Origin of the sequence: Nocardioides sp. (genome assembly GCF_030655615.1) — a bacterium.
Lineage (GTDB): Bacteria > Actinomycetota > Actinomycetes > Propionibacteriales > Nocardioidaceae > Nocardioides.
Genome location: NZ_JAURVJ010000052.1, coordinates 1 through 26036 on the forward strand (window position 1 = coordinate 1; position 26036 = coordinate 26036).

The following is a 26036-nucleotide window of genomic DNA, read 5'->3' on the forward strand; positions in this document are numbered from 1 at the left end:
CGGCCGGCACGGCCGGCGCGGCCGGCTCGGCCGGCAGGTCGATCGGCTCGGACGCCTCGATGGTCGCCGCGGGCTTGCCGGGCACCACCAGGCGGGCCGACCTGGAGTCGACCGGCTCGCGGCGCGCGAGCACCCGGATCCGGGCCGAGAAGCCGTCGACGGTGCGCGAGGCACTGCTGTCCTCGTGGTGCCGCAGCGCCTTCGGGATCAGGTAGGTGGCCCAGGCCACCGCCAGGGCGACGAAGATCAGTGCGCTCAGGTCCACAGACCGAGATTAGGAGGGCCACCGCACCCCGGGGCGGATGTCAACAGGTGTGTCGTCGGATTGCTGGTGTTGCTCGTGTGATTCACAGCCACGCCGACCCGTCGGAGATCTACGACGGGTCAGCGGGAAATCGCGGTGACCCGTCCCCGATCTACGACGGGTCAGCGTCGGAGGTGGACTCGAGGCGGCGGAGGAGGCCGAGGGGGACCTCCTCCTTGGTGATGGCGTAGAGGCGGTGGTCGCGCCAGTCGCCGTCGATGTGGAGGAAGCGGGGGGCGTAGCCGACCTCGTGCAGGCCGAGCTTCTCCACGACGCGGAGCGAGTTGGAGTTCTCGGGGCGGATGGCGACCTCGATGCGGTGCAGGCCGGCGACCTGGAAGCAGTGGTCGATGGCCATCGCGACGGCGCGGGGCATCACGCCGCGTCCGGCGAAGTCCTTGTCGAGCCAGTAGCCGACCGACGCGAACTGCGCCGAGCCGCGCACGATGTTGTTGACGGTGAGCTGGCCGGCGAAGCGGCCGTCGACCTCGACGGCGAACGGCAGGGTCGAGCCCTGCCGGGCGGCGGCGGCCAGGCGACGGACCAGGGTGCGGAAGGTGACGGGGCGCGGGGGCGAGCCGGGCGGGGCGGTGGCGTCCCAGCGCACCAGCCAGGCCGCGTTGCGCTGGCGCGCCGAGCGCCAGGCCGCCACGTCGGAGCGCTTGAGCGGGCGCAGCGTGACGACGGGCGCGCTGCCCGTGGTGAGGGTGACCGGCCAGCCCGTGCGGCCCCGGCCCAGCCAGGTGCTCAGTGGTCGCTCCCGACGACCTGCTCGACGGCGTGGACGAGGATCGGCCGCAGCACGGCCAGCCCGTCCTTCACGCCGCCGCGCGACCCGGGCAGGTTGACGACGAGGCAGTCACCGACGACGCCGGCGAGGCCCCGCGAGAGCACCGCGGTCGGTACGCCGGCAGCCGCGCCCGCCGCGCGGATCGCCTCGGCGATGCCGGGCACCTCGCGGTCGAGCAGCGCCCGCGTCTGCTCCGGGGTCCGGTCGGTCGGGGTGAGGCCGGTGCCGCCGGTGGTGAGGACCACCCGCGCTCCCCCGGCCACGGCGGCGGCGATGGCCGCGCCGACCGGGTCGCCGTCGGGTACGACGACGGGCGGGTCGACCACGAACCCCAGCTCCTGCAGCGCCGTCACGATGAGCGGCCCGGTCTCGTCGGCGTAGACCCCGGCCGCGGCGCGGTTGGAGGCCACGACGACCTCGCCTCGCAGGCTCATGACGAGGCCCTCACGAGACCGGCCTCGCGAAGTCGCCGCTCTTGCCGCCGGTCTTGGTCTCGACGCGGATGTCGGTGATCACCGCGGCCTTGTCGACGGCCTTGACCATGTCGACGACCGTGAGCGCGGCGACCGAGACGGCGGTGAGCGCCTCCATCTCGACGCCGGTGCGGTCGGTGGTGCGCACGGCGGCGGTGATGTCGACGGAGTCGTCGGTGACGACCAGGTCGACCGAGACCGCCGAGAGCGCGAGCGGGTGGCAGAGAGGGATCAGCGACGGCGTCTGCTTGGCGCCCATGATGCCGGCGAGCCGCGCCACCGCGAGCGCGTCGCCCTTGGGCACGCCCTCGCCGCGCAGCAGCCCGATCACGGCCGGCGAGACGAGCACCCGTCCCGAGGCGGTCGCCGTCCGGGCGGTGACGTCCTTGGCCGACACGTCGACCATCCGCGCGGCGCCGCTCTCGTCGACGTGGGTCAGCCGGTCGCTCATCGTCGGTCCCGCTCAGTCCTGGTCGAGCCGGATGACCGACACCGTGTCGCCCGCGGCGACCGCGGTGACGTCCTCGGGCACGACGATCAACGCGTCGGACGCCGCCAGGTCACCCACGAGGTGCGAGCCGGAGCCGCCCACCGGCGCGACCTCGGTGACGGTGGTGCCGTCGGTCCCGATGGTCATGACGCCCCGCAGGAACTGCCGACGGCCGGGCGGCGAGGTGACCGAGTGGGTCAGCTTGGCCTGGATCGGTCGGCGTGACTCGGGCGTGAGGCCCATCATCCGGCGCAGCGCGGGGCGGACGAACATCTCGAAGGAGAGGTAGGACGAGACCGGGTTGCCCGGCAGCGCGAAGAACGGGACCCGGCGCCCCTGGGACGCGTTGCCGGTGACGAGGTGGCCGAAGCCCTGCGGCTTGCCGGGCTGCATCGCGAGCCCGCCGAACCAGACGGTGCCGACCGGGGCCAGCGCAGCCTTGACGACGTCGAAGTCGCCCATCGAGATGCCGCCGGAGGTGACGACGAGGTCGGCGCGGCCGAGCTGGTCGTCGAGGGCGGCGAGGAACGCCTCGGGCTGGTCGGGCACGAGCCCGACGCGGTAGGGCACGGCGCCTGCCCGGCGTGCGGCGCCCGCGAGGAGGTAGGAGTTGCCGTCGTAGATCGAGTCGGCGTCGAGCTCGGCGCCCGGCTCGCGCAGCTCGGAGCCGGTCGAGATGATGACCACGCGCGGTCGCGGTCGCACCCGCACCGACGACCGGCCGACCGAGGCGAGCAGTCCCAGGTGGCGCGGGCCGAGGGCGGTACCGGTCTCGACGAGCAGGTCGCCCTCGGAGACGTCCTCGCCGGCGTAGCGCACGTGCTGGCCCTGGGTCGCGGCCCTCTCGATCAGCACCTGCTGCGCGCCGCGGTCGGTCCACTCGTAGGGGACGACGGTGTCGGCACCCGTCGGCATCGGCGCACCGGTCATGATCTTGGCGGCGGTCCCAGGGGCCAGCTCGGTGACGCCGACCTGCCCGGCCCCGATCTCGCCCACGACGGGCAGGGTCACCGGCGATCCGGAGGTGGCGGTCTCGACGTCGCCGGTGTGGACGGCGTACCCGTCCATCGCGGAGTTGTCGAAGCGCGGCAGCCGCAGCGGCGCGTGCACGTCCTCGGCGCAGGACAGGTCGAGCGCGTCGAGCAGGGGCTGCTGGAAGTCGGGCAGCGGGCTGGTCGCCTCGAGGATCAGGGCGAGGTGCTCGTCGACGGTGCGCAGCGGGGGGCGGGCCTCACTCATCGGACTGGAGCACCGTGCCCGCCGGCACGCGGTCGGCGGTCCGGGCGTCGAGCTCGACGTCGCCGTGCACCTGGACGCCCTTGCCGAAGGTGACGTCACCCTCGACCTTGAGCGAGGTGGCCTTGGCCAGCGACGGCGCACCCTCGGGGAAGTGGCGGTCGAAGTCGCCGACGAGCTTGTAGTGATCGGTGTCGAGGTCGACGAACGGGATCTCGGCGGCGACCTGGTCGAGCACGAAGTCCTGCCCGATGTCGTAGACGTCGGAGCGCAGCACCAGCAGGTCGTTGGTCGTCTTGACCGGCACGAACCGGTCGCGGCCGACCTCGATGAGCTGCGAGCCCTCGAAGACCTCGATCGCCGCACCCATCGCGGTCTCGACCTGGATCACCTTCGGCGTCGAGGCGTCGCCGGGGTCGACGGTCTTGACGTTGCGGATCAGCGGCAGCCCGAGGATGCCCTGGCGCTGGTCGAGCGCGAGCTTCATCGCTGCCAGGTCGAACCAGAGGTTGTTGGTCGAGCAGAACCGGTGGCGCTCGAGGTCGGCCAGGGCGTCCTGGTCGTCGGGCGGCGTCTGCGCGGTCTCACGCAGCACCAGCCGGCCGTCGGCCTTGCGACGGGCGAAGTGGCCGCCCTTGCGGTCGGAGGGGGTACGCCGGACCGCCTCGATCGCGAAGGGCGCGCCGGTGCCGGCGAACCAGCCCGCGACCCGCGGGTCGGGCGTCGCGCCGAGGTTGTCGGAGTTGGAGACGAACACGTGCCGGAAGCCGCGCTCGATGAGCAGGTCGATCAGGCCGGTGCCGCGCATCGCGGTGTAGAGGTCGCCGTGGCCGGGCGGACACCACTCGAGGTCGGGGTCCTGCGGCCACGAGACCGGCTTGAGGTCCTTGACGTGGAGCTTGGGCTCCTTGTTCTGCAGGAACTCCAGCGGCAGACCGTCGACGGCGAGGTCGTCGTAGCGCCCGAGGGCGGCCATCGTGTCGGCCGAGGTGCGGAACGAGTTCATGAAGATCAGCGGCAGCGTCGCGTCGTGCTCCGCGCGCAGGTGGAGCACCTGGCGGGCGATGATGTCGAGGAACGACAGGCCCTTGCGGACGCACAGCAGCGACTTGGCACGACTCATGCCCATCGACGTGCCGAGCCCGCCGTTGAGCTTGATCACCACGGTGTGGCGGATCGCCTCGGCGGCGGTCTCGGAGTCGACCTCGACGCCGCTCAGCGAGGGCATGTCGACGGGGTCGATCGTGGACTCCGGGACCAGCCCGGTCTCGCCGTGCTCGAGCAGGCGGAAGTAGTGCGAGAAGGTGTCGATCGCGACCTCGTCGACGCCGGCGTCGGCCATCTTCTCGCGCGCCCTCTTCAGTGCGGGACTACCCATGTGTCGGAGCCTAGGCTCCTGTCGTGCCGTCGTCACAACCCGGCGGGGGGAGCAACCCCGCCAAGCTCGCCTTCCGCGACCAGCTGACCACCGCCCGCAACCGTCTCTCGGTCGCGGAGCTCGGGCTCTTCGCGCGCGCCGTGGCCGGTCACCTGCTGGCGACCGAGGAGGTACGCCGGGCCGCCACCGTGGCGGCGTACGTCTCGATCGGGGCGGAGCCCGGCACCTCCTGGCTCATCGACGGGCTCGTCGCGGCCGGCAAGCGGGTGGTGCTCCCCGTGCTCCTGCCCGACGGCGACCTCGACTGGGCGGCCTACGACGGCGAGGCCGGCCTGGTGCCGGCCCGCCACGGCCTGCTCGAGCCCACCTCGCTCCGACTCGGCGTCGACGCGGTCGGCACCGCCGACCTCGTCGTCGTCCCCGGGCTCGCCGTCTCCCCGACGGGCCTGCGCCTCGGCCGCGGCGGCGGCTCCTACGACCGCGCCCTCGGCCGCGTGCCGGTCGGCACCTTCACCTGCGTCGTCCTCTACGACGACGAGGTCGACCGCCCCGTCCCCACCGAGCCCCACGACCGCAGCGTCACCGCGGCCGTCACCCCGTCCGGTCTCCGCCGCTTCTGAGACGCCTCCACGGTGGTCGAGCCCGGCGAGCCCCGGCGAGCCCGCGTCGTGACCCCCGCAGCCGACGCACCCGGGTCGACCTGCACCTGCGGCGGTCTCGACACGCGGTGACCACGTCCCCGCGGCTCGACCACCGTGAGAGAGCTCGCGGCACGCGCCGACCACGTCCGAGCGGCGCGGTCACCGGGGGGCGGGGACCAGGGTGAGCGTGTCCTCCCCCGCGTCACGGACGGCGTCCTCGGTGAAGGCCCACGGCAGCGTCTTCCCGTCGACCATCAGGTCGGTCTGGTCGGTGTAGTGCGGGTGGAAGGCGTGGCCGGAGACGCCGGTCAGGTTGACCCACCGCGAGTCGTCGAGGTCGTCGAGCGAGACGACCATCCGCATCGACGGCGCGGTCACGACGCCGAAGCCGTGGCGGGCGTCCCAGGAGGTCGCGTCGACCAGGGCACCACCGCCACCGACCTCCCAGCCGCCGCGGTTGACCAGCCGCTCGGCCGGGGCGAAGCCGGACCGGCCGACGGTCGAGTTCTCCAGGCGCAGCTGGTGCAGAGCGCCCCAGGTCCACTCGCCGGGGTCGGGCGAGAGGGTGGAGGTGAGGTCGTCGCGGGCCTGGAGCAGCACCGCGCGCAGGATGTCGTCGCGGGTCTCGACCTCGTCGGTCGTGACGTCGTCCCACCACGGGTCGTCGGGCCGCTCGAGCAGGTCGGAGACGGCCGCCATCCACCGGTCGCCGCCGTCGGGGCGCTGGTCGCCGGTCAGCTCGTCGTCGAAGGTCAGCTCGAGCAGGTCGCGCCAGACCACGTTGAAGTACGCCGCCGCCGCGCTCTGGTCGCCGTCGGCGGGCTGGGTGAGGTCCCAGCCCCGGAGCAGGCGCTGCCCGTCGTCGTCGTAGGTCGCGTCGAGGCGCGGCCGCAGCAGGTGGGGCACCAGGACCGCGGCGAACGAGCTGCGGTCGTCGAGCTGGGTGGCGAGGACGTCGTCCATCGACACGGTGCCGCCGGAGGAGACCTGCTCGTCGACCAGGTCGCGGATCCGCTGGGAGCGGTAGCCGCGGTCGAAGTCGCCACCGAGGAAGTAGGGGTAGTCGGGACCGACGACGGCCTGGTTGGCCGTGACGACGAACCCTTCCTCCGGGTCGAGGACGCTCGGCAGGCCGTCGTAGGGCACGTACTCGCCGGTCCAGTCGTTCTCCGGGCGCCAGCCCGCCGACGGGTAGCGGCCGTCGTTGCCGGACTTGCGGATCGGGATCCGACCCGGCGCCTGGTAGCCGATGTGGCCGTCGCGGTCGGCGTAGACGATGTTCTGGGCGGGGACCGCGAAGTCGGCGGCAGCGGCCCGGAACGACGTCCAGTCGCTCGCACGATCGAGCGCCAGGATCGCGTCCGCGGTCGGCGCCGGCTCGAGGGCGGTCCAGCTGAGCGAGACGGCGTACTCGGCCTTGTCGGCGCTCTCCCGGGGCACGTCGGCGTCGGTCGCCACGCGGGCGAGCACGTCGTCGACGTCGCTGACGATCGGGCCGTGGGTGGTCGAGCGCACGGTGATGACGACGTCGTCGCCGTCGGCGACCTCGATCCGCTCCTGGCGCCGCTCGAGCGGGAGCAGCTCGCCGCCGTGGCGCCACTCGTCGCCGACGACCCGCTCGACGTAGAGGTCGGTGACGTCGGGCCCGAGGTTGGTGAAACCCCAGGCGATGTCGGCGTTGTGGCCGATGATCACGCCGGGCACCCCGGAGAACGAGAAGCCCGCGACGTCGTAGGGACAGGCCTCGCTGACCGTGCGGCAGTGCAGCCCGACCTGCATCCACACGCCCGGCAGCGAGACCCCGAGGTGGGGGTCGTTGGCGAGGATCGGCGCTCCGGTGTCGGTCAGGTCTCCCGACACGACCCAGCTGTTGCTGCCGACGCCGTCGCCGCGGCCGAGCCAGGCCGGCATCCGCTCGGTGGTGGCGGCGAGGCGGCGCAGGTCGTCGGCGACGCCCGCGTCGCGGGTGAACGGCGGCGGGCGGGTCGGGAGCCTGGTGGTCGACGTCGTCGCGTCCTGCTCGAAGACACCGTCGACGACCGCGCCCTGCCCGACGATCGGCGCGTGGTCGTCGAGGGGGTACGCCGGCCACAGCTGTTCCGCGCGCTCCTCGCCCACGGTGGCCGCGGTCAGAGTCCGGTCGATCTCGTCGACCATGTTGCCGCGCAGGTCCCACGCCATGGCCTTGAGCCAGGCCAGCGAGTCCACCGCGGTCCACGGCTCCGGGGTGTAGCCGAGCCCGCGGGCGTTGAGCAGCGTGTACTCCAACGCGACCTCGCTCGGCGCGCGGTCCTCGAGGTAGGCGTTTACGCCCGCCGCGTAGGCGTCGAGGGCGACCCGGGTGTCGGGGTCGAGGAGCGGCAGCTCGGCCTCCGCGACCCGCCGCCACCCCATCGTGCGGACGTAGACGTCGGTCTCGACCGCCTTCTCGCCGAACAGCTCCGCCAGCCGCCCGGCGGTCGCGTGGCGGCGTACGTCCATCTCGTAGAAGCGCTCCTGCGCGTGCACGTAGCCCTGCGCGCGCATCAAGTCCTCGGTCGTGTCGGCATAGATCTGCGGGATGCCGTGGTCGTCGCGGACCACCTCGACCCGGGCGGTCAGCCCGGCGACCTCGGCCTCGCCGGTGGTCTGCGGGAACGACCGGCGCACCACGACGACCCCGGTCACGAGGCCTGCCACCAACAGCAGGGCGAGCGCCACGGCGACGTAGGCCGACACCCGCAGCGGCCGCGGGAGCAGCCGGAACCGGCGCCACCACAGGGGTCCGCGCCGGCGGTGGGCGGGGGTGTCCTGGGTGGTGACCGTCATCGTGCGGAACATTCTGCCGTGCCGTAGCATTGGCACTCGTCGGGCGCGAGTGCCAACACCTCGACGCCGACGTCCACCGAACCGCGAGGGAGTTCCTGTGCCCACCTATCAGTACGCCTGCACCGAGTGCGGTCACGCCTTCGACCAGGTGCAGTCCTTCACCGACGACTCGCTGACCGAGTGCCCCGTGTGCGCGGGCCGGCTGCGCAAGGTCTACAACGCGGTCGGCGTGGTCTTCAAGGGCTCGGGCTTCTACCGCAACGACAGCCGCAAGCCCGAGGGCTCCTCGTCCTCCTCGTCGCCGTCGGCCTCGTCGGAGACCAAGTCGGAGGGCACGTCAGAGGGCAAGAGCGAGTCCGGGTCCGAGACGAAGTCGGACACCAAGTCCGAGACCAAGAGCGAGAAGAAGGCCGAGAGCAAGCCGGCTCCGGCCGCCAAGCCCTGACCTCTCCCGGGGGCCTGTGGAGAGCCCGAGCAGGACGGCGCCGGCTCGCCTAGCGTCGTGGGATGCCCCTCGACCTGAGCCGCCCCGTCGCGCTGCTCGGCGGCCTGCGCCGTCAGGTGCTGCGTCGACGTCGCCTCCTGGCCGCTGGGCTGACGGCCGTCGCCGTCGCGTCGACGCTGGCCGCCACGGCTGAGTCATCGCCCGCGACGGTGGACGTCCTCGTGGCGGCGCGCGACCTCCCCGCCGGCGAGGTCCTCGACGACTCCGACCTCGCCACGGTCGCGTTCGCACCGGGCTCGGTGCCGGCCGGGCTGGCCGACCACGCCACCGGCCGGGTCGTCGCCGCGCCCCTCACCCGGGGCCAGCCGCTGACCGAGGTCGCCCTCGTCGGACCCGCGATGACCGGCGACCGACGCGACCTGACCGCCGTACCGGTGCGGCTGCCCGACGCCGGCGCGGTGGCACTGCTCCGCGTGGGCGACGAGATCGACCTCGTCGCGACCGACCCCCAGGCCGGCGACACCGACACCGTGGCGCCCGCCGCCGTGGTGCTGGCGATCCCGACGGCCGACGAGGCGACCGGTCCGACGGGCCTTCCCGGGCGCCTGGTGGTCGTCGGCGTCGCTGTGGAGGAGGTCACAGCGCTGGCCGGCGCTGCGTCGCGGTCGGTCGTGACGTTCGCGTGGTCCAACCGATAGCGTCCTCCCCGCCCCCCAAACTCGGACTGCGCACCACCCAAGGAGGAGCCATGGACGGCTTCAAGAACTTCCTCTTCCGAGGCAACCTGGTCGACCTCGCCGTCGCGGTCATCATCGGCACGGCGTTCGGTGCCGTCGTCACGACCTTCACCAACTGGCTGACGGCGCTGCTCCCGGACAGCGCCTCCGAGGTCTTCGAGAACACCCCGAACTCCTTCGGCGCCTTCCTCAACGCCACCCTGACCTTCGTGATCCTGGCCGCGGTCGTCTACTTCCTGGTGGTGACGCCCTACATCGCCGCCAAGGAGCGCTTCTTCCCGAGCCCCGCGCCGGGCACCCCCGAGGACATCGAGCTCCTCCGCCAGATCCGCGACTCCCTCGCCGGCGGCGCCCCCGGCGGTCTCGCCAAGTCCTGACCGAAGCCTCGTCGGTTGAGGTGCGAGGCCGCCCGCGGCCGAGCCTCGAAACCACCGCAGCCCACCCAGACGTCGGTTGAGGTGCGAGGCCGCCCGCGGCCGAGCCTCGAAACCACCGCAGCCCACCCACACGTCGGTTGAGGTGCGAGGCCGCCCGCGGCCGAGCCTCGAAACCCCCGCAGCCCACCCAGACGTCGGCTGAGGTGCGAGGCCGCCCGCGGCCGAGCCTCGAAACCCCCGCAGCCCACCCAGACGTCGGTTGAGGTGCGAGGCCGCCCGCGGCCGAGCCTCGAAACCCCCGCAGCCGACCCGCCCAGCCCGACTACCCGTGGTGCGGGGGCACCTGCGCCTTGAGCCACTCCTCGGACCGCGACCCGGACCCGGGCGCCTCGTCGTCGCGCTCGTCGGAGGTCGTGTCGGGCAGGACGTCACCGAACACGGCCGCCAGCCGGCGCCGGCGTTGCTCGCGCGTCTCGGCCGGCTCCTCGGCAGGCTCCTCCGCAGGCTGGTCCTCGCTCACGCGCACAACCCGGCCGACTCGCGCTGCGCGGTGGTGACCGCGCCCTTGCTGCCGCCCGTGGTCGGCGTACGGCCCTTGACGTCGTCGCCGGCCGAGATGACGCCGTCGGAGACCTTGCCCGCGAGCGGCTTGTCCTTGATGACCTTGCGCCACAGCTTCTTGGCCGAGGGCAGCCACTCGACGCGGTTGGGGTCCTCGGGCGAGTACTGCCACGGCACGGTGACGAACTTGATGTGGTCGAGCCCGATGCTGCGGAACGACGTCCCGACGTCCTTCATGTCGCCCACCGAGTCGAAGTCGGTCTGCAGCGAGCGGGTGGCGGCGTCGAGGAAGCCGAAGAGCCGGTCGACGCGGGCGAGCGTGCCCTTGGAGACGACCTTGCCGGCCATCGCGGCGAGGAAGGCCTGTTGGCGCTTGATGCGGCCGATGTCGGAGCCGTCGCCGAGCGTGTAGCGGGCGCGGACGTAGGACAGCGCCTCCTTGCCGGCGATCTCGCGGGTGCCGGCGGGGATGTCGATGCCGTGCGCGGGGTCCGAGATCTCCTCGGGGATGCAGACCTCGACGCCGTCGATCGCGTCGACCATGTCGCGGAAGCCGTTGAAGTCGACCTTGACGTAGTTGTCGAGGCGTACGCCGGTCAGCTGCTCGAACTGCTGCATCGTGCAGGCGGGGCCGCCCACCGCGAAGGCCTCGTTCCACATGACGTCGTCCTCGCCGGCGATGGCCGAGCCGTCGTCGCCGACGCAGTCGGGCCGGTCGACCAGGGTGTCGCGCGGGATGCTGACGCCGTAGGCGAAGGTCCGGTCGGCCGAGAGGTGGAAGAGGATCGTCGTGTCGGACCGCTCGCCGTCACCGGTGAGGCCGTCGATGTTGTTGCCGGCCCCGTCGCGGGTGTCGGAGCCCATGACCAGGATGTTGAGCGGCTCGTGCGGCCCGTCGGCCACCTCCGCCTTGTCCGGCCGGTCGACCAGCTGGTCGTCATAGCTCTGGAAGTCGACGTTGTCGTCGAGGTGGCGGACGAACCACACCGAGCCGAGACCGACGACCAGCGCCAGGGTCGTGACGACCCCGAGGGCCACCACCAGGAACCGGTGGCGCTTCTTGCTCCGGCCCCGCCGCTTGGGGCGCACGGGTTCGGTCGGTCGATCGGTCAGGTCGAGCTCGTCGGGCATGGTCACCTTGAGTAGACGGACGGGCTCCCATTGTCGGTTGCCCGGACGGCCTGGCCAAACCGGCGGCAGCGCCGCCGCGGGGTACGTCGTCAGCGTCGCCCTCGCCCGTCCTACCCGGTACCCTCACCCTCGCCGGGCGCGAGCCCGCACGCCCCAGTAGCTCAGTGGATAGAGCAGCCGCCTCCTAAGCGAAAGGTCGCAAGTTCGACTCTTGCCTGGGGCACCTCTCCGGGACAGCAACGAGCCCCGACCTCGCGTGAGGTCGGGGCTCGTCTGGCCTAGCGGGGTCGGACGCTCAGCGTCGGGTGACGGTGAACGTGACGGCGCTGGTGGCGTAGTCACGCCCGCCCACGGCGATGAGGCGGTAGCGGATGCCGGCCCGCGAGCCGGCGAACACCTTGACGGCCACGCCGCGCGCGTTGGTCCTGATCTTGCCGGTGTTGCGGAACTTGCCGGCCTTGCGGGTCTGGATGATCAGCGGCTTGTTGCCGAACTTGGGCTTGACCGTGATCCGGACGCGCGCCTGGGGGCCGGGGAGGTCCCGCAGGGTGATGGTGCGGGCCGGCTTCGCCTTGAGGGCCGTCGCGTCCGGAGCCGTGGCGGTGACCGAGCTGGTGGCCAGCGATCCGCTGGCGTGCGCCGGAGCGGTCGTGACGGCAGCCGCGGAGAGCGGGGCCAGGGTGAGGGCGGTCGCGACGGTGAGGCCGCGGAGGATCTTGCGCAAGGGAGCGCTCCGTTCGGGTGTTCGGGGAGGTGGGTCGATCGTGGAGGGCACGGCACTGGTTCGCCGTCGCGGCCGAGATCTTCTTGCGGCAGCGGTTGTCCAGTGCCCACTGTCACAGCGGCGGAAACACGATGGGCTCCGCTGATGTCAGACGATCTCACGGCTGCCTGCGGCCAGGCCCGCGAGGGCGGCGTCGAGCGCCCGGGTGGCCCCTCGCCCGAGCGGCTCGGGCAGACCGGCGCGGAGCACGTCGGCGCTGATCTCCAGGCTGCGGGCCAGCCGGGCGACCGGGAAGTCGCGCGCCTCGAGCACGCGGGCCAGCCACAGGACATCCCGGACCAGGTCGAGCTGGCCCTGGGCGTCCTGGATCGCCCACGACAGCGCGTAGAGGTTGTTTTGGAGGCACCACGCCTGGCCGGCGTCGCCGTAGCGCGCCTGCTCGTCGGGGAACCCGTCGCGGTAGCGACGACAGACCTCGCGGGCCAGGGGCAGCAGGTCGACGGACCGACCGTCGCGCAGCTCGGCCGTACGGGGGGCGGGCTCGCCGCCGCTCGGGGCGAGAGCATCCGCTCCGGACCTGGGACCTCACGAGCCGGTGCGGGGGCCGGTCCGTTCGTCGAACCGGCCGTGAGTGCCACCGCCCCCCGGTCCCCGGCGTGCGAGGAAAGGGGTGGCGGCGGCTGCGGCCTGCGGGTGCGGTGTGTCCGGTAGTGGTCACCCGACCTGAGCGGAGCCGGTCGTACGCCCGAGTCCTGGAGCCAGCTGCGGCGACCACGTCCCTGTGCGCAGCTCCGACCCTTCCGTCGCGCACCGGACGCGGCTAGGGCCTTCCGACCCTGGCCAAGTCGCCGGCGAGCCCCATACCGACCGCTAGTCGACCACAATTCAGAACCAAATTCGACAGGATGAACTAGGACGGGCTAGCGTCCCCATATCTGACTGTGGCACGCGTCACAGCATGTGGTCATGAGGAGCCTGCCGTGTCCCGTCTGTCCCCTGCCCGACTCGTCGCCGCCGTCTGCTTGACGGTCGGGATCGCCGGCGTCGGAGCGGTCCCCGCCCAGGCCGCACCCGCGCCCACCGCCCCCACCGCGGTCGGGGACGACGTCATTGCGTTCGTCGAGGTCGAGGACGGTGCCATCAGCGGCGGGGCCGCCGGCCCGCCGGCCTTCAACTCCGGCGACCACAGCAACTTCTCCGGTACCGGCTCCTACACGTTCCGCGAGACCGGGATGACGTCGGCGATGACCGTCACCGCCCCGGCGGCCGGGGTCTACCCCGTCTGGGTGCGCTACGCCGCCGGTCCGCTCGGCGCCGACGAGAACGTCACCCGCTCGATGGGGCTGCTCACCAACGGCGGCGCCCGCCAGGTGCTGAGCTATCCGATGACCAGCCTCGAGAACTGGGAGGCGTGGCGGTTCGTCAAGACCACCGCCACCCTCAACCAGGGCGCCAACACCCTCGCGCTGCAGTGCGACCGCGGCACCGACTTCTGCCGCCTCAACTTCGACGCCGTCCAGGTCGGCGGCACCGCCCCCGACACCTGTGCGGCCACCCCGCCGGAGTCCGGCTACACGCGGTTGTACGACGGCACCTTCGAGTCGTTCGACGGCTGGCGCAAGGCCGGCGCCGGCGGCTTCGGCCGACAGTCCGACTGCACGATCCGCAGCACCCGGGGCCGCGGCGCCGAGTGGTTCACGACGCAGCAGACCACGCCCTCCACCCTCAAGCTCGACTGGCGGCGCAACGACAACAACGACGACTCGGCCGTCTACGTCGCGTCGAGCAGTCGCAACGGCGCCGACCCCGTCGGCGGCTTCGCGGTCCCGATCGGTGCCGACACCGGCGCGATCGTGCCGACCGGAGGCACCGCCAAGGCGCCCGACGCCGCCGCGGTCGCCGCCGCCGTCCGACCCTTCGGCCAGTGGAACACCTACACGATCACGCTCAGCGGCACGCAGGTCCGCGTCCTCCTCAACGGGACCCTGGTCAACTCGTTCACCAGCCCGACGGCGATCCCGGCGTCCGGGTTCGTCGGCCTCGAGAACCGCGGCTTCCTCGACACCGTCGACTTCCGCAACATCCAGGCCAAGCCGAGCGTCGCGGCCGCCACCCGGGAGATCCAGGTCCTCGGCACCAACGACTTCCACGGCCGTCTGCAGGCCGACGGCGCCCAGGCGGGCGCCGCCGTGCTCTCCGGCGCGGTCAAGCAGCTCCGCGCCCAGAACCCCGACACCGTCTTCGCCGCCGCCGGCGACCTGATCGGCGGCTCGACGTTCGCGTCCTACGTCCAGCAGGACGACCCGACCATCGACGCCCTCAACGAGGCCGGGCTCGACGTCTCGGCCGTCGGCAGCCACGAGCTCGACCGGGGCTACCCCGACCTCGCCGGTCGGGTCACCGCCCGCGCCGACTGGGACTACGTCGCCGCCAACCTGCGCCAGCGCAGCGACGGCTCACGCGCCCTGGCGGCCTCGTGGACCAAGACGTTCGGCGAGGTCGAGGTCGGCTTCGTCGGCGCCGTCACCGAGCAGCTGCCGTCGCTGGTCCCGGCCGCGGGCATCGCCGACGTGACCGTCACCGACGTCGTCGACGAGGTCAACACGGCCGCCGACGCCCTCGAGGCCGCGGGCGCCGACGTGATCGTCCTGCTGGTCCACGAGGGGGCGGTCACCACCGACGTGGCCTCGGCCACCGACGGCTCGACCTTCGGCCAGATCGTCACCGGCGTCGACAGCAACGTCGACGCGATCATCTCGGGCCACACCCACCTGGCCTACAACCACGCAATCCCGGTCCCGGCCTGGGTCGCCCAGGGTCGTGCCGTGACCCGGCGCCCGGTCGTCTCGGCCGGCCGCAACGGCACCCACCTCAACCGGCTCACGTTCACGGTCGACACGACCACCGGCGCCGTCACGGCCGGGACCCAGACGGTCCTGCCGCTCGTCGCCACCCCGGCCTACCCCGCCGACGCGGCCACCCAGGCCGTCGTCGACGCCGCGGTCGCCCAGGCCGAGGTGCTCGGTGCCGCCGAGCTCGGCACGCTGGCCGGACCCGTCAGCCGCGCCCGGCTGGCCAACGGCACCGACGAGAGCCTCGGTGGCGAGTCCACCCTGGGCAACCTCGTGGCCGAGGCCCAGCGCTGGGCCACGCGGGCCCCTGAGTCCGGTGGCGCGCAGATCGCGTTCGTCGACCCCGACGACCTGGGTGACGACCTGCTCGGCAACCCCGGCGGCTACCCGGCCACGCTCACCTACGGCCAGGCCGCACGCGTCCAGCCGGCCGCCGAGCCGCTCGTGACCATGCGGCTCACCGGCACCCAGATCAAGACCGTGCTCGAGCAGCAGTGGCAGCGCACCGCGGCCGGCACCGTGCCCGCGCGCCCGTTCCTGCGGCTCGGCACCTCGGCCGGCTTCCGCTACACCTACGACCCGACCCGGGCCGAGGGCGCGCGCGTCACCGGCATGTGGCTCGACGACGTGGCGATCGTCCCGGCGACCCGCTACTCGGTGACGGCCAGCTCGGCGCTGGCCGCCGGCGGCGACAACTTCCGCGCCTTCACCACCGGTTCGGGCGCCCGCGACACCGGCAAGGTCGACCTGGCCGCGCTGCTCGACCACCTCCGCGCCGTCGCCGACACCACCGCGGGCGGCAGCCCGATCACGGCCGACGCCGAGCAGCACTCGGTGGGCGTGGCCTTCCCGGCCGGAGCCCCCGCCTCCTACGTCGCCGGCGGCGCCTTCGACGTCGACCTGACCTCGCTGGCCTTCTCCGCCCCGACGGACCCGAAGGACACGTCGGTGCTCGTGTCGCTGGGCGACCGGCCCCTCGGCTCGTTCCCGGTGGACAACACGGTCGGCGCCGACGCGTCGGACGAGCACGGCCGCGCCGCGGTCCGGGCCACCCTCCCCGCCGACACCGCTGCCGGCCCGGCGACGGTGACCATCGTCGGCAACGTCACCGGTACGACGGTGGCGCTCCCGATCACCGTGACCCAGGCCCCCGTCCCGATCCGGGCCGACTCGGCCGCCGCCGTCACCGCTCCCACCTCGGTGACGGTCCGGCAGGGCATCGCGATCGTCTCCGTGGCGGTGGCCTCCCCCGGCGGCACGCCGGCCGGCGACGTCGAGATCTGGGTCGACGGCGCCAGGCGCTCCACGGTCGCCCTCGTCGGCGGACGGGCACAGGCCGCCGTCGGCCCGTTCGACACCGCCGGTCGCAAGACCGTCCAGGTGCGCTACCTCGGCAACGCCACGACCAAGCCGAGCACCAGCGCGGTCACGATCACGGTCGCCAAGGCCGCGCCCCGGCTGGGCGTCACCGTCCTGCCCGGCACGGTGATCGCCCACCGCACCCGGACCCGGCTCGCCGTCACGGTGACGGCGCCACGGACGGCCCCGACCGGCCGGGTCACGGTGCGCGTCGGGCAGAAGACCTACGCCGGCACCCTCGAGGCCGGCAAGGTCACCGTCACGCTCCCCCGGTTCGCCCGTCCGGGCACCGTGCGCGCCGTCGTGACCTACGTCGGCGACGCCCGCACCCGCTCCGCCTCGACCAGCGTGCCGATCACGGTCCGGGCCCGGCGCTAGGGTCCGGGACGAGCACCACGTCTGGAACCATCGCCGGATGAGGATCACCATCTACGGCGCCGGCGCGATCGGCGGCTGGGTCGGCGCGGCGATCGCACGGGCCGGCGAGACCCCCGGCGTGGTGGCGCGGGGCGCCACCCTCGAGGCGCTGCGCCGCGACGGCCTGACGGTCCGGCGCGGCGACGAGGCACAGGTCGTGCCGGTCCACGCGGCCGAGGACCCGGCCGAGCTCGGCGTCCAGGACGTGGTGGTCGTCGCGGTCAAGGCCCCCTCGCTGGCCGGGGTCGCCGGGCGGATCGCTCCCCTGCTCGGGCCGGGCACGACGGTGCTCACGGCGATGAACGGCATCAGCTGGTGGTTCCTCGAGGGCGGCTTCGGCGGCCCTCTCGCCGGCACCCGCCTCGAGACCGTCGACCCCGACGGGGCCATCGCCGCGGCGATCCCGGCCCACCACGTGGTCGGGGGCGTGGCACACGTCAGCTGCTCGGTCGAGGCGCCCGGCGTCGTACGCCACCACCTCGGGAACGGCCTGATCCTCGGCGAGCCGTCAGGCGGGACGAGCACCCGCACCACCGAGCTGGCCGCGCTCCTCGAGCGCGGCGGGATCGACGCGTCGGTGTCGACGCGGATCCAGCGCGACGTCTGGTTCAAGCTCTGGGGCAACATGACGGTCAACCCGATCAGCGCGCTGACCGGGGCGACCACCGACGCGATCATGGACGACGACCTCGTCCGCGGCTTCGTGTCGGCGGTGATGCTCGAGGCCCAGGCGATCGGCGCGCGCATCGGCGTCCCGATCGAGGAGAGCCCCGAGAACCGCCACCAGGTCACCCGGCGGCTCGGCGCCTTCCGGACCTCGATGCTCCAGGACGTCGACGCCGGCCGCCCCGTCGAGCTCGACGCGCTCGTCGGCGTGGTGCGCGAGCTCGGTCAGGCGTGCGGCGTCGCGACGCCGTGCACCGACGCCCTGCTGGGGCTCAGCCGCCTGCAGGCGCGACGGTTGGGGCTCTATCCCGGCTGAGCCGGTCGGGACCGGCGGGACTCAGCCGACGACCTCGAACGTGATGCCTCGCGCGCTCAGCCGGGTCAGCAGGTTGTCACCCATCGCCTCGGCGGTGGTCACCGAGCCGGCCGTCGGCGGGTTGTCGTCGAAGGCCAGGCACAGGGCCGACTCGGCGAGCATCTTGGCGGTCTCGCCGTAGCCCGGGTCACCGCCGCTGACCTTGGTCCGCAGCGTGCGGTCGCCGGACTCGGCCACGAACTCGACCGTGAACCACGACTTGGACCGCTTGGCCTCGTCGGGCCCCTGGCCCTGCGGCACCCTGGTGAGCAGGAACTTGCGCGCCGGCCCGACCTGGGCGGCCACCGCGACGAACGACACCGCCGCCATGCCGCCGGCGGCGTAGCGCAGGGTCTTGGTGCCGGCGTAGTGGGAGTAGCGGAAGTCGGGGCCGTACGCCGGCAGCGCGGCGCCGCTGCGGGCCACCACCTGCGGGTCGATGGTCGGCATCGGGAGCAGCCAGTAGCCGAGGACCTTGTCGCGGTGGGGCTTGCCGGCGACGGCGCGGGACCTGCGGCCGTCGGCGGGCTTGCCCTGCACGCGGCGACGGGCCTTGGCGGCCGCCGACATCTGCTTGGCGCGGGAGAACGCCCCCATCGCGGAGTGGAAGGTGCCGCCCGACGCGGTGCCGGCGGCCCGCACGACGCCGCGCAGCGTGACCGGCCCGGTCGCCTGCAGCTCCTTGACCGTGAAGTAGGCGCCGAGGTCGTGCGGGATCGAGTCGAAGCCGCAGGCGTGCACGATCCGGGCGCCGCTGGCCACGGCGGTCTGGTGCTGCTCGACGTAGGTGACGTCGACGAACTCGGGCTCGCCGGTCAGGTCGACGTAGTCGGTGCCGGTCTCGGCGCACGCGGCGACGAGCGGGCCGCCGAGCTGCTGGTAGGGCCCGACCGTCGTGACCGCGACCTTGGCCCGGCGCACGACGTCGACCAGCTCGGTCTCGTCGGCGGCGTCGACCACGACCAGCTCGAGGTCGCCGAGGTCGGGGTGCCGCGCGACCAGGCGGTTGCGGACCGCCTCGAGCTTGGCCTGCGAACGACCGGCCAGCGCCCAGCGCAGCCCGCTCGGGCCGTTCTCGGCGAGGTAGTCGGCGGTGAGGCCGCCGGTGAACCCGGTGGCCCCGAAGAGGACGAGGTCGAGGTCGCGCTGGTCGGTCGGCATGCGCCCCATGTTGGCATTGCCCGCAGATCGGTGGAGAACGGGTGGAACCTGTGGGACACCCCGCCCCGTCGTACGCCAGAACGCCGCCCCACCGACCCGCCTCGACCAGACCTTGGAGACCGATGGACCACGACGCCGACTACGCGGCCTACGTGCGCGAGTCGTGGAGCACCCTGGTGCGCTCCGCGGTCTTCCTCGGCTGCTCGCTGCACGAGGCCGAGGACCTCGCGCAGACGACGCTCGTGCGCTGCTACACCGCGTGGCCGACCGTCGCCGCGGCCGACAACCGGGCGGCCTACGTCTATCGGATGCTCCTCAACTGCCTGCGCGACAGCAAGCGCCGGCGCTGGTGGGGCGAGCGCCCGTCCGAGCGGCTCCCGGAGTCGCGGACCAGCGCCACGCGCGACGTCACCGCCGACGTCGACACCGCGGACGCCGTCCACCGGGCCCTCGCCGGGCTCACCAAGATCAACCGCGACGTGGTGGTGCTGCGCTACTTCACCGGGCTCAGCGAGCAGCAGACGGCCGAGGTGCTCGACATCCCGACGGGCACCGTCAAGAGCCGCCTGTCGCGGTCGCTGGCCCAGCTCGCGGCCGACGACCACCTCGCCGAGCTGCGGCCCGAGCACGCCCCCGACCCATCCGACTCCACAGAGGGAGCGACGTCGTGACCGACCTCGAGCAGAACTGGGACGACCTGCCCGTCGGCCCCGCCCCCGTCGATGCCGTCCTGCGCGACGCCCACCGCCAGGCCGCGAGCGAGCGCCGCCGCCGCCCCGAGGCGCGGCTCAAGCGGTCGCTGACCGCGGTCGCCGTCCTCGGTGGCGTCGCCGCGGCTTTCGTCGCCGGCACGATCGTCTCCGCCCCCGGGCCGGACGACTCCCCCGGTTCGGCGGGCGGCTACGGCTCGGGCGCGGGCTCGGGCGGCGACCTCGCCACGCCCGTCGCGTTCCAGGGCGAGCTGCAGGCGCCGGAGTCCTGCGACGACCTGCTCCAGCACTACGTCGAGCGCGGCGTCGACCTGGTGAGCGAGTACGGGTGGGGTGGGTCGGGCCGGGAGTACTACACCCGGGGGCTCGACGACATGGCCTTCGACGGCGGCCTGCGGCTCGAGCAGTTCGCCGACGCCCCGCTGCCCACGTCTGCGGGCGCGATGCCGCGAGGTGGCTTCGCCCCGCGCACCGCACGAGCTGAGTCCTCCGACACCGGCACCAACGTCCAGGAGGCCGGCGTCGACGAGCCGGACAGCGTGAAGACCGACGGACGCCTCCTGGTGCGGCTGCGCGGGGCCGAGCTGACGACGTACGACGTCTCCGGCAGCGAGGAGGACGGCGTCGTCAGGCTCGGCAGCCTCGACCTCGGCGACTTCTACGACGGCGAGATCCTGCTGTCCGGCGAGACCGTCGTCGCGGTCGGCAACGACGGCACGCGCCCGGCCGAGGGCATGGCCGTCTACGACGACTTCGGCTACGAGCAGCCGTCGCCGCAGACCCGGGTGCTGACGATCGACCTCGACGACCCCGCGTCGCCCGTGCTCAGGCAGACCGTCGACTACGACGCGGCGCTGGTCGCCACCCGGCAGCACGGGGCCGACGTCCGCGTCGTGCTGTCGAAGGGCCTGCCCGACCTGCCGTTCGACGACGACGACGCCGGCACCGAGAACGGCACCAAGGCCCTCAAGGCCAACCGCGAGCTCGTCGAGGAGTCGACGCTCGACGACTGGCTGCCCCACGTGTCCGTCGACGGCGGCGAGCCGACCGACCTCCTCGCCTGCGACCGGGTCGCGATCCCGCGCGCCGAGATCGGCCTGTCGACGATGGCGGTCGTCGGGTTCGGTGCCGCGGCGCCCGGCGAGACCGACGCGTTCGGCCTGGCTGGCGACGCCCCGCTGACCTACGAGTCCGCCGACCACCTCTACCTCGCCGCCACCGGCGCGAGCACGAGCTTCGACGGGTGCTTCGACTGCCTGCGCCGTACGTCGGTCGGCGGCCGTGGGCCCGACGGCACCACCCACGTCTACGACTTCGCGCTCGACGGGACCTCCGCGTCCTACGTCGGTGCCGGTGAGGTCGAGGGCTACGTCCGCGACCGCTGGTCGATGGACGAGAAGGACGGCGTCCTGCGGGTGGCCGTCGGCCCGTCGACCGAGACCGACAACGCCAACTCGATCGTCACGCTGCGCGCCGAGGACGACGAGCTCGTCGAGGTCGGCCGGCTCGACCGGCTCGGCGTCGGCGAGGACATCAAGGCGGTGCGCTGGTTCGACGACCTGGCCCTGCTGGTGACGTTCCGCCAGGTCGACCCGCTCTACGCCGTCGACCTCAGCGACCCCGCCGACCCGACGCTGGTGGGCGAGCTCAAGATCCCCGGGTTCTCCAGCTATCTCCACCCGCTCGGCACCATGCGCGTCGTGGGCGTCGGGTCCGACGGTCGTGGCGGCGCCCAGGCCGGGCTGTTCGACGTCACCGACCTGACCGACCCCCGCCAGCTCGACGTGACGTCCTACGGCCGCAACACCTACGCCAAGGCCGGCGACGACCCCCGCCAGTTCACCTGGCTGCCCGACCAGCGGATCGTGCTCACCGTCGTCGCCCAGGGCGGCACCGGCTACGTCTCCCGGCTCCAGCTCGGCGGCGGCAAGATGGCCAACAAGATGACGCGCGTCGAGTACGGCAGCGACATCGACGCGGTGCGGCTGGTGCCGGTCGGCGGCGGCAAGGTGGCGGTCGTGACGGGCGAGGACGTCGAGTACTTCGACCTGGACTGACCGAGCTTGCTCGGGCGAGTCCCGGTCATCGGCGGTCGAGCAGCGCGCGCGACCGAGGCACGAGGTCGCGACCGCGCGTGTCGAGACCGACCTAAACTGACGGCATGTGCCGCAACATCCGCCCGCTCAACAACTTCGCGCCGCCGGCCAGCAACGACGAGGTGCACGCCGCCGCCCTGCAGTACGTCCGCAAGGTCGCCGGCACCACCAAGCCGTCGGCCGGCAACCAGGCGGCGTTCGACCGGGCCGTGCACGAGATCGCCCACATCACCCGCCACCTGGTCGACGACCTGGTGACCACCGCGCCACCCAAGGACCGTGAGGTCGAGGCCGAGAAGGCCCGCGCGCGGGCGCGGGAGCGGTACGGCGCGTGACGCCTGCCCTCGACCTGCTGGCCGGGCGGCCGCTCGTCGTCCTGACCGGCGCCGGGCTGTCGACCGACTCCGGCATCCCCGACTACCGGGGCCCGGGCTCGCCGGACCGGACCCCGATGACCTACCAGGAGTTCGTCTCCGGGCCGGCCGCCCAGCAGCGCTACTGGGCGCGCTCCCACCTCGGCTGGGGCCGGATGCGGGGTGCCGAGCCCAACGCCGGCCACCGCGCCTGCGCCCCGCTCGACCCCGACCTCCTCATCACCCAGAACGTCGACGGCCTCCACGAGGCCAGCGGCTCGCGCCGGCTGATCGCCCTGCACGGCCGGATTGCCGACGTCGTCTGCCTCTCCTGCCGTACGACGTCCGCGCGGGTCGCCCTGCACGCCCGGCTGGACGCCCTCAACCCGAGCTTCGCCGCCCGCCACACCGACGTCGAGACCCGCCCCGACGGCGACGTCGAGCTCGACGACACCTCGGGGTTCGTCGTACCCGGCTGTGAGCTGTGCGGCGGCGTGCTCAAGCCCGACGTCGTGTTCTTCGGCGAGAACGTCCCCAAGCCGCGCGTCGAGCGCTGCTACGCCGCCGTCGACGCACTCGCCGAGTCGGGCGGCGCGCTGCTGGTCGCGGGCTCGTCGCTCACGGTGATGAGCGGCTTCCGCTTCGTCCGCCACGCCGCCAAGGCCGGCACCCCGGTCGTCATCGTCAACCGCGGCCAGACCCGGGGCGACGACCTCGCGACGGTGAAGGTGGACGCCGGGTGCTCGGAGTTCCTGGAGGCGCTGGTCGGCGTCAGGTCCCAGATGACTCGGGTTTCACCGGCCGGCCGATAAAGCTCTTGCTGGGCCGATGAAACTCTATCGTCCAGGCTCGGCATTCACCGGCCAGCCGGTGAAACCCGAGTCAGGAGCCGACGTCAGGAGCCGACGAGAGAGCCGGCTCGACTCAGAGCCGCTTCACGAAGATGTGCTCAGCCGCTTCGGGCACGATCTCAGCGGTCTCGCCACCGGACCCGATCAGCACGCCCTCGTCGGTGGCGATGGCGGTGATGGTCTTCTCGGGCATGGCGCCGACGCGGCGCAGGGCGCTCATCAGCAGCTCGTCCTTCTGCATCTCCTCCGAGATCCGGCGCACCAGCACCCGGGCCTCGACGTCGGAGGCAGCCTTGGACAGCGGCTCGACGCCGGCCATGAACTCCTCGCCGAGCTCGATCTCGCCCAGCTCGTCGAGGCCGGGGATCGGGTTGCCGTAGGGCGACTCGGTGGGGTGGCCGAGCAGCTCGACCAAGCGGCGCTCGACGGTCTCGGAGATGACGTGCTCCCAGCGGCAGGCCTCCTCGTGGACGAGCTCCCACTCGAGGCCGATGACGTCGGTCAGGAGCCGTTCGGCCAGGCGGTGCTTGCGCATGACGCGGGTCGCGAGGCGGCGGCCGTCGTCGGTGAGCTCGAGGTGGCGGTCGCCCTCGACGGTCAGCAGGCCGTCGCGCTCCATCCGGGCCACGGTCTGGGAGACGGTCGGGCCGCTCTGGTGCAGACGCTCGGCGATCCGGGCACGGAGGGGCACGATTCCTTCCTCGACCAGCTCGTAGATGGTCCGGAGATACATCTCGGTGGTGTCGATGAGGTCGCTCACCCACCCATTCTTACGCATGCACCACGGGGTGGGTACGTAGGCAGCCCTCACTGGCACAGTGACCGGGATGACGTCCGTGATGTGGTTCCGCCGCGACCTGCGCACCGCCGACAACCCGGCCCTCCTGGCGGCGCTCAGCGACGGTCCGACGCTTCCGCTCTTCGTCCTCGACCCGGCGCTGTGGGAGCCGAGCGGGCTCCCCCGCCGCTCCTACCTCGTCGACAGCCTGCGGGCCCTGCGCCGCGACGTCCCGGTCTCGGTCCTCCGCGGCGATCCCGTCCGCCAGGTCGTCCTCGCCGCCCAGGAGGTCGGCGCCACCAGCGTGCACGTCGCGGCCGACTACGGCCCCTACGGCCGTCGCCGTGACGAGGCCGTCGAGGAGGCACTCAGGGACGCCGGGATCGAGCTGGTCCGCACGGGCTCGCCGTACGCCGTCGCGCCCGACCGGGTCGTCAACGGCAGCGACCAGCCCTACAAGGTCTTCACGCCGTTCTCGAAGGCCTGGGCCGCGCACGGCTGGCGCGACCCGGCCGGTGCCCTGCCCGGCGACGCCCGCTGGCGGCACCTCAAGGACACCGTCGACCTGCCCGACGTCGACCTCCCCGACGGCATCGACCTCCCCGAGGCCGGCGAGTCGGCGGCGACCGACGCCTGGCACGAGTTCCTCGACAAGCTGGCCGACTACGACGACGCCCGCGACAAGCCCGGCGTCGCGGGGACGTCACGGATGAGCCACCACCTCAAGTACGGCGAGATCCACCCGCGCACGATCCTCGCCGACCTCGCCGGCCGCCAGGGCAAGGGCGCCGCGACCTACCGCAACGAGATCGCCTGGCGCGAGTTCTACGCCGACGTGCTCTTCCAGCGCCCCGACTCGGCACGCGACTACCTGCGCACCGAGTTCGCCACGATGCAGTACGACGACCCGGGCCCCGACCTGGACGCGTGGAAGGACGGCCGCACCGGCTTCCCGATCGTCGACGCCGGGATGCGCCAGCTGCGGTCGATCGGCTGGATGCACAACCGGGTCCGGATGATCACCGCGAGCTTCCTCGTCAAGGACCTCCACGTCGAGTGGCAGCACGGCGCCCGCCACTTCCTGCAGTGGCTCGTCGACGGTGACCTCGCCTCCAACAACCACGGCTGGCAGTGGACGGCCGGCAGCGGCACCGACGCCGCGCCCTACTTCCGGGTCTTCAACCCGACCAGCCAGGGCCGCAAGTTCGACCCCTCGGCGGCCTACGTCAAGCAGTGGGTGCCCGAGCTCGCCGACGTCGACGACCCCCACGAGCCCAGCAGCGAGGACCGCAAGAAGGTCGGCTACCCCGAGCCCGTCGTCGACCACAAGGCCGAGCGCCAGGAGGCCCTCGACCGCTACGCCGCCATCAAGGGCTGACCTCCCCGCCGGGCCCGCTAGCGTTGTCGACGTGCCTGACACGCTCGCCCCCCTCACCATCCCCCCGCGCTTCCGCGGGCCGACGTCCTCCGGCAACGGCGGCTGGAGCGCCGGCGCCCTGGCGGCCTACCTGGCGCCCGGGACCGTGCGGGTGATGCTGCGGACCCCGCCGCCGCTCGGCGTGCCCCTCACCGTCGAGCTCCTCGACGACGAGCACGGCAACGAGACCGCCCGCGCCACCCGTGACGACCAGCTCGTCGCCGAGGCCGCTCCGGCCGAGGCCGACGTGACGCCGGTTCCCGCGGTCGACGCGGCCACCGCCCGCGCCGCGGAGTCGTCCTACGCCGGCTTCCGCTCGCACCCCTTCCCGTCCTGCTTCGCCTGTGGCACCGACCGCGGCCCCGGCGACGGGCTGCGGATCTTCCCCGGTCGCGTCGCCGACACCGACGACGGCTCCGTGCGCATGGCCGCGACCTGGACCCCCGACCCGAGCCTGGGCGGCGACGCCGCATCCCTGCCGGTCACCTGGGCCGCGCTCGACTGCATCGGAGGCTGGGCCGGCGACCTCGAGCAGCGCCTGATGGTGCTCGGCTCGATGACCGCCCACGTCCGCGACCTGCCGCGCGTCGGCGAGCGGCACGTGCTCGTCGGCTCGGCCCGCGGGTCGAAGGGGCGTCGTACCTTCACCGCTGCCACCCTGTACGCCGCCGACGGCCGCGTGCTGGGCAGCGCCGAGCACATCTGGATCGCCGTCGACCCCGAGGACTTCGCATGAGCACCCCCATGAGTACTCCCGACACGGACAGCACGCGCACCGAGTGGTGGCGTCACGCCGTCGTCTACCAGGTCTACGTCCGCAGCTTCGCCTCCTCCGGCGAACGCGGCGGCGGGCCCGGCATCGGCGACCTTCCGGGCATCACCAGCCGGCTCCCCTACCTCGCCGACCTCGGCGTCGACGCTCTGTG

25 protein-coding genes, 1 tRNA gene and 1 pseudogene are annotated in these 26036 nt (G+C 73.1%); 14 read left to right on the forward strand and 13 right to left on the reverse strand.

The window, feature by feature from the left end; genetic code table 11:
* The 6 genes from Q7T52_RS04540 to Q7T52_RS04565 all read right to left on the reverse strand — a co-directional run.
* The coding region (locus Q7T52_RS04540; RefSeq protein WP_304799821.1) for a hypothetical protein at positions 1–265 on the reverse strand (265 nt) is incomplete at its 3' end.
* A 151-nt stretch (positions 266–416) separates the two neighbouring features.
* The gene (locus Q7T52_RS04545; protein ID WP_304799867.1) at positions 417–1043 is read right to left on the reverse strand and encodes a GNAT family N-acetyltransferase; all 627 of its coding nucleotides are present in this window, start codon (positions 1041–1043) and stop codon (positions 417–419) included.
* 8 nt (positions 1044–1051) lie between these two features.
* Complete coding sequence (locus Q7T52_RS04550; protein WP_304799823.1) at positions 1052–1528, reverse strand: molybdenum cofactor biosynthesis protein B; 477 nt, start codon at positions 1526–1528, stop codon at positions 1052–1054.
* Between the two features lie 10 nt (positions 1529–1538).
* Complete coding sequence (gene moaC / locus Q7T52_RS04555) at positions 1539–2018, reverse strand: cyclic pyranopterin monophosphate synthase MoaC (RefSeq protein ID WP_304799825.1); 480 nt, start codon at positions 2016–2018, stop codon at positions 1539–1541.
* A 12-nt stretch (positions 2019–2030) separates the two neighbouring features.
* Positions 2031–3296, reverse strand: a complete 1266-nt coding sequence (glp, locus tag Q7T52_RS04560) for a gephyrin-like molybdotransferase Glp (protein WP_304799827.1) — start codon at positions 3294–3296, stop codon at positions 2031–2033.
* Complete coding sequence (locus tag Q7T52_RS04565; RefSeq protein WP_304799828.1) at positions 3289–4671, reverse strand: UTP--glucose-1-phosphate uridylyltransferase; 1383 nt, start codon at positions 4669–4671, stop codon at positions 3289–3291. The genes glp and Q7T52_RS04565 overlap by 8 nt, the downstream gene beginning before the upstream one ends.
* A 23-nt stretch (positions 4672–4694) precedes the next feature.
* On the opposite strand from Q7T52_RS04565, the gene Q7T52_RS04570 reads away from it, so the two are divergent.
* Positions 4695–5291, forward strand: coding sequence for a 5-formyltetrahydrofolate cyclo-ligase (locus Q7T52_RS04570; RefSeq protein WP_304799830.1), 597 nt, complete (start codon positions 4695–4697; stop codon positions 5289–5291).
* A gap of 180 nt (positions 5292–5471) precedes the next feature.
* On the opposite strand, the gene Q7T52_RS04575 is transcribed toward Q7T52_RS04570, so the two are convergent.
* On the reverse strand, positions 5472–8120 hold the full coding sequence (locus Q7T52_RS04575; protein ID WP_304799832.1) for a penicillin acylase family protein: 2649 nt from the start codon (positions 8118–8120) through the stop codon (positions 5472–5474).
* Between the two features lie 97 nt (positions 8121–8217).
* Here Q7T52_RS04575 and Q7T52_RS04580 point away from each other — a divergent pair, with 97 nt between their 5' ends.
* The 3 genes from Q7T52_RS04580 to Q7T52_RS04590 all read left to right on the forward strand — a co-directional run bounded on the left by Q7T52_RS04580 (position 8218) and on the right by Q7T52_RS04590 (position 9679).
* Positions 8218–8565 (forward strand): FmdB family zinc ribbon protein, encoded by a 348-nt coding sequence (locus Q7T52_RS04580; protein WP_304799834.1) that lies wholly within the window; start codon positions 8218–8220, stop codon positions 8563–8565.
* A 62-nt stretch (positions 8566–8627) separates the two neighbouring features.
* Positions 8628–9263, forward strand: coding sequence for an SAF domain-containing protein (locus tag Q7T52_RS04585; RefSeq protein WP_304799836.1), 636 nt, complete (start codon positions 8628–8630; stop codon positions 9261–9263).
* A 50-nt stretch (positions 9264–9313) separates the two neighbouring features.
* Complete coding sequence (locus Q7T52_RS04590) at positions 9314–9679, forward strand: MscL family protein (RefSeq protein WP_304799838.1); 366 nt, start codon at positions 9314–9316, stop codon at positions 9677–9679.
* 322 nt (positions 9680–10001) lie between these two features.
* On the opposite strand, the gene Q7T52_RS04595 is transcribed toward Q7T52_RS04590, so the two are convergent.
* Positions 10002–10199 carry a hypothetical protein gene (locus Q7T52_RS04595; protein ID WP_304799840.1) on the reverse strand — a complete coding sequence of 66 codons (198 nt, stop codon included), beginning with the start codon at positions 10197–10199 and terminating at the stop codon, positions 10002–10004.
* Positions 10196–11371, reverse strand: a complete 1176-nt coding sequence (locus tag Q7T52_RS04600; RefSeq protein ID WP_304799842.1) for an LCP family protein — start codon at positions 11369–11371, stop codon at positions 10196–10198. The genes Q7T52_RS04595 and Q7T52_RS04600 overlap by 4 nt, the downstream gene beginning before the upstream one ends.
* Positions 11372–11521: 150 nt before the next feature.
* Here Q7T52_RS04600 and Q7T52_RS04605 point away from each other — a divergent pair.
* Positions 11522–11594, forward strand: a tRNA-Arg gene (locus Q7T52_RS04605).
* A gap of 72 nt (positions 11595–11666) precedes the next feature.
* Here Q7T52_RS04605 and Q7T52_RS04610 read toward each other — a convergent pair.
* Both Q7T52_RS04610 and Q7T52_RS04615 read right to left on the reverse strand, forming a co-directional pair.
* Positions 11667–12095, reverse strand: coding sequence for a hypothetical protein (locus Q7T52_RS04610; RefSeq protein ID WP_304799844.1), 429 nt, complete (start codon positions 12093–12095; stop codon positions 11667–11669).
* A gap of 147 nt (positions 12096–12242) precedes the next feature.
* Positions 12243–12407, reverse strand: coding sequence for a hypothetical protein (locus Q7T52_RS04615; RefSeq protein ID WP_304799846.1), 165 nt, complete (start codon positions 12405–12407; stop codon positions 12243–12245).
* A gap of 668 nt (positions 12408–13075) precedes the next feature.
* Between Q7T52_RS04615 and Q7T52_RS04620 the strand changes: the two genes are divergently transcribed.
* Together Q7T52_RS04620 and Q7T52_RS04625 are read left to right on the forward strand one after the other, a co-directional pair.
* Positions 13076–16684 (forward strand): 5'-nucleotidase C-terminal domain-containing protein, encoded by a 3609-nt coding sequence (locus tag Q7T52_RS04620; RefSeq protein WP_304799848.1) that lies wholly within the window; start codon positions 13076–13078, stop codon positions 16682–16684.
* A gap of 37 nt (positions 16685–16721) precedes the next feature.
* Positions 16722–17705, forward strand: a complete 984-nt coding sequence (locus tag Q7T52_RS04625) for a 2-dehydropantoate 2-reductase (RefSeq protein ID WP_304799850.1) — start codon at positions 16722–16724, stop codon at positions 17703–17705.
* A gap of 21 nt (positions 17706–17726) precedes the next feature.
* Here the strand turns inward: Q7T52_RS04625 and Q7T52_RS04630 are convergent, their stop codons facing one another.
* Entirely contained in the window at positions 17727–18905 is a 1179-nt protein-coding gene (locus Q7T52_RS04630) for a trans-acting enoyl reductase family protein (RefSeq protein ID WP_304799851.1), read from the reverse strand.
* Positions 18906–19027: 122 nt separating this feature from the next.
* Between Q7T52_RS04630 and Q7T52_RS04635 the strand changes: the two genes are divergently transcribed.
* The 4 genes from Q7T52_RS04635 (at position 19028) to Q7T52_RS04650 (ending at position 22876) form a co-directional block, all read left to right on the forward strand.
* On the forward strand, positions 19028–19576 hold the full coding sequence (locus Q7T52_RS04635; RefSeq protein WP_304799853.1) for a SigE family RNA polymerase sigma factor: 549 nt from the start codon (positions 19028–19030) through the stop codon (positions 19574–19576).
* Positions 19573–21672 carry a beta-propeller domain-containing protein gene (locus tag Q7T52_RS04640; protein ID WP_304799855.1) on the forward strand — a complete coding sequence of 700 codons (2100 nt, stop codon included), beginning with the start codon at positions 19573–19575 and terminating at the stop codon, positions 21670–21672. The genes Q7T52_RS04635 and Q7T52_RS04640 overlap by 4 nt, the downstream gene beginning before the upstream one ends.
* A gap of 104 nt (positions 21673–21776) precedes the next feature.
* Positions 21777–22046, forward strand: coding sequence for a DUF2277 domain-containing protein (locus tag Q7T52_RS04645; protein WP_304799857.1), 270 nt, complete (start codon positions 21777–21779; stop codon positions 22044–22046).
* Positions 22043–22876, forward strand: coding sequence for a Sir2 family NAD-dependent protein deacetylase (locus Q7T52_RS04650; RefSeq protein ID WP_304799859.1), 834 nt, complete (start codon positions 22043–22045; stop codon positions 22874–22876). The genes Q7T52_RS04645 and Q7T52_RS04650 overlap by 4 nt, the downstream gene beginning before the upstream one ends.
* Positions 22877–22988: 112 nt before the next feature.
* Here the strand turns inward: Q7T52_RS04650 and Q7T52_RS04655 are convergent, their stop codons facing one another.
* Complete coding sequence (locus Q7T52_RS04655; RefSeq protein ID WP_304799861.1) at positions 22989–23675, reverse strand: metal-dependent transcriptional regulator; 687 nt, start codon at positions 23673–23675, stop codon at positions 22989–22991.
* Positions 23676–23742: 67 nt separating this feature from the next.
* On the opposite strand from Q7T52_RS04655, the gene Q7T52_RS04660 reads away from it, so the two are divergent.
* The 3 genes and pseudogenes from Q7T52_RS04660 to Q7T52_RS04670 all read left to right on the forward strand — a co-directional run.
* Positions 23743–25071 carry a deoxyribodipyrimidine photo-lyase gene (locus Q7T52_RS04660; RefSeq protein WP_304799863.1) on the forward strand — a complete coding sequence of 443 codons (1329 nt, stop codon included), beginning with the start codon at positions 23743–23745 and terminating at the stop codon, positions 25069–25071.
* A gap of 31 nt (positions 25072–25102) precedes the next feature.
* Positions 25103–25846, forward strand: coding sequence for a hypothetical protein (locus tag Q7T52_RS04665; RefSeq protein ID WP_304799865.1), 744 nt, complete (start codon positions 25103–25105; stop codon positions 25844–25846).
* Positions 25843–26036, forward strand: a pseudogene (locus Q7T52_RS04670) (alpha-amylase); the annotation flags it as partial. The gene Q7T52_RS04665 and the pseudogene Q7T52_RS04670, both read left to right, overlap by 4 nt.

Coding starts and splice junctions, on each gene's coding strand:
- Q7T52_RS04550 (WP_304799823.1), bottom strand. CDS start 1,528: ATGAGCCTGCGAGGCGAGGTCGTCGTGGCCTCCAACCGCGCCGCGGCC.
- moaC (WP_304799825.1), bottom strand. CDS start 2,018: ATGAGCGACCGGCTGACCCACGTCGACGAGAGCGGCGCCGCGCGGATG.
- glp (WP_304799827.1), bottom strand. CDS start 3,296: ATGAGTGAGGCCCGCCCCCCGCTGCGCACCGTCGACGAGCACCTCGCC.
- Q7T52_RS04565 (WP_304799828.1), bottom strand. CDS start 4,671: ATGGGTAGTCCCGCACTGAAGAGGGCGCGCGAGAAGATGGCCGACGCC.
- Q7T52_RS04575 (WP_304799832.1), bottom strand. CDS start 8,120: ATGACGGTCACCACCCAGGACACCCCCGCCCACCGCCGGCGCGGACCC.
- Q7T52_RS04585 (WP_304799836.1), top strand. CDS start 8,628: ATGCCCCTCGACCTGAGCCGCCCCGTCGCGCTGCTCGGCGGCCTGCGC.
- Q7T52_RS04590 (WP_304799838.1), top strand. CDS start 9,314: ATGGACGGCTTCAAGAACTTCCTCTTCCGAGGCAACCTGGTCGACCTC.
- Q7T52_RS04600 (WP_304799842.1), bottom strand. CDS start 11,371: ATGCCCGACGAGCTCGACCTGACCGATCGACCGACCGAACCCGTGCGC.
- Q7T52_RS04625 (WP_304799850.1), top strand. CDS start 16,722: ATGAGGATCACCATCTACGGCGCCGGCGCGATCGGCGGCTGGGTCGGC.
- Q7T52_RS04630 (WP_304799851.1), bottom strand. CDS start 18,905: ATGCCGACCGACCAGCGCGACCTCGACCTCGTCCTCTTCGGGGCCACC.
- Q7T52_RS04635 (WP_304799853.1), top strand. CDS start 19,028: ATGGACCACGACGCCGACTACGCGGCCTACGTGCGCGAGTCGTGGAGC.
- Q7T52_RS04645 (WP_304799857.1), top strand. CDS start 21,777: ATGTGCCGCAACATCCGCCCGCTCAACAACTTCGCGCCGCCGGCCAGC.
- Q7T52_RS04660 (WP_304799863.1), top strand. CDS start 23,743: ATGACGTCCGTGATGTGGTTCCGCCGCGACCTGCGCACCGCCGACAAC.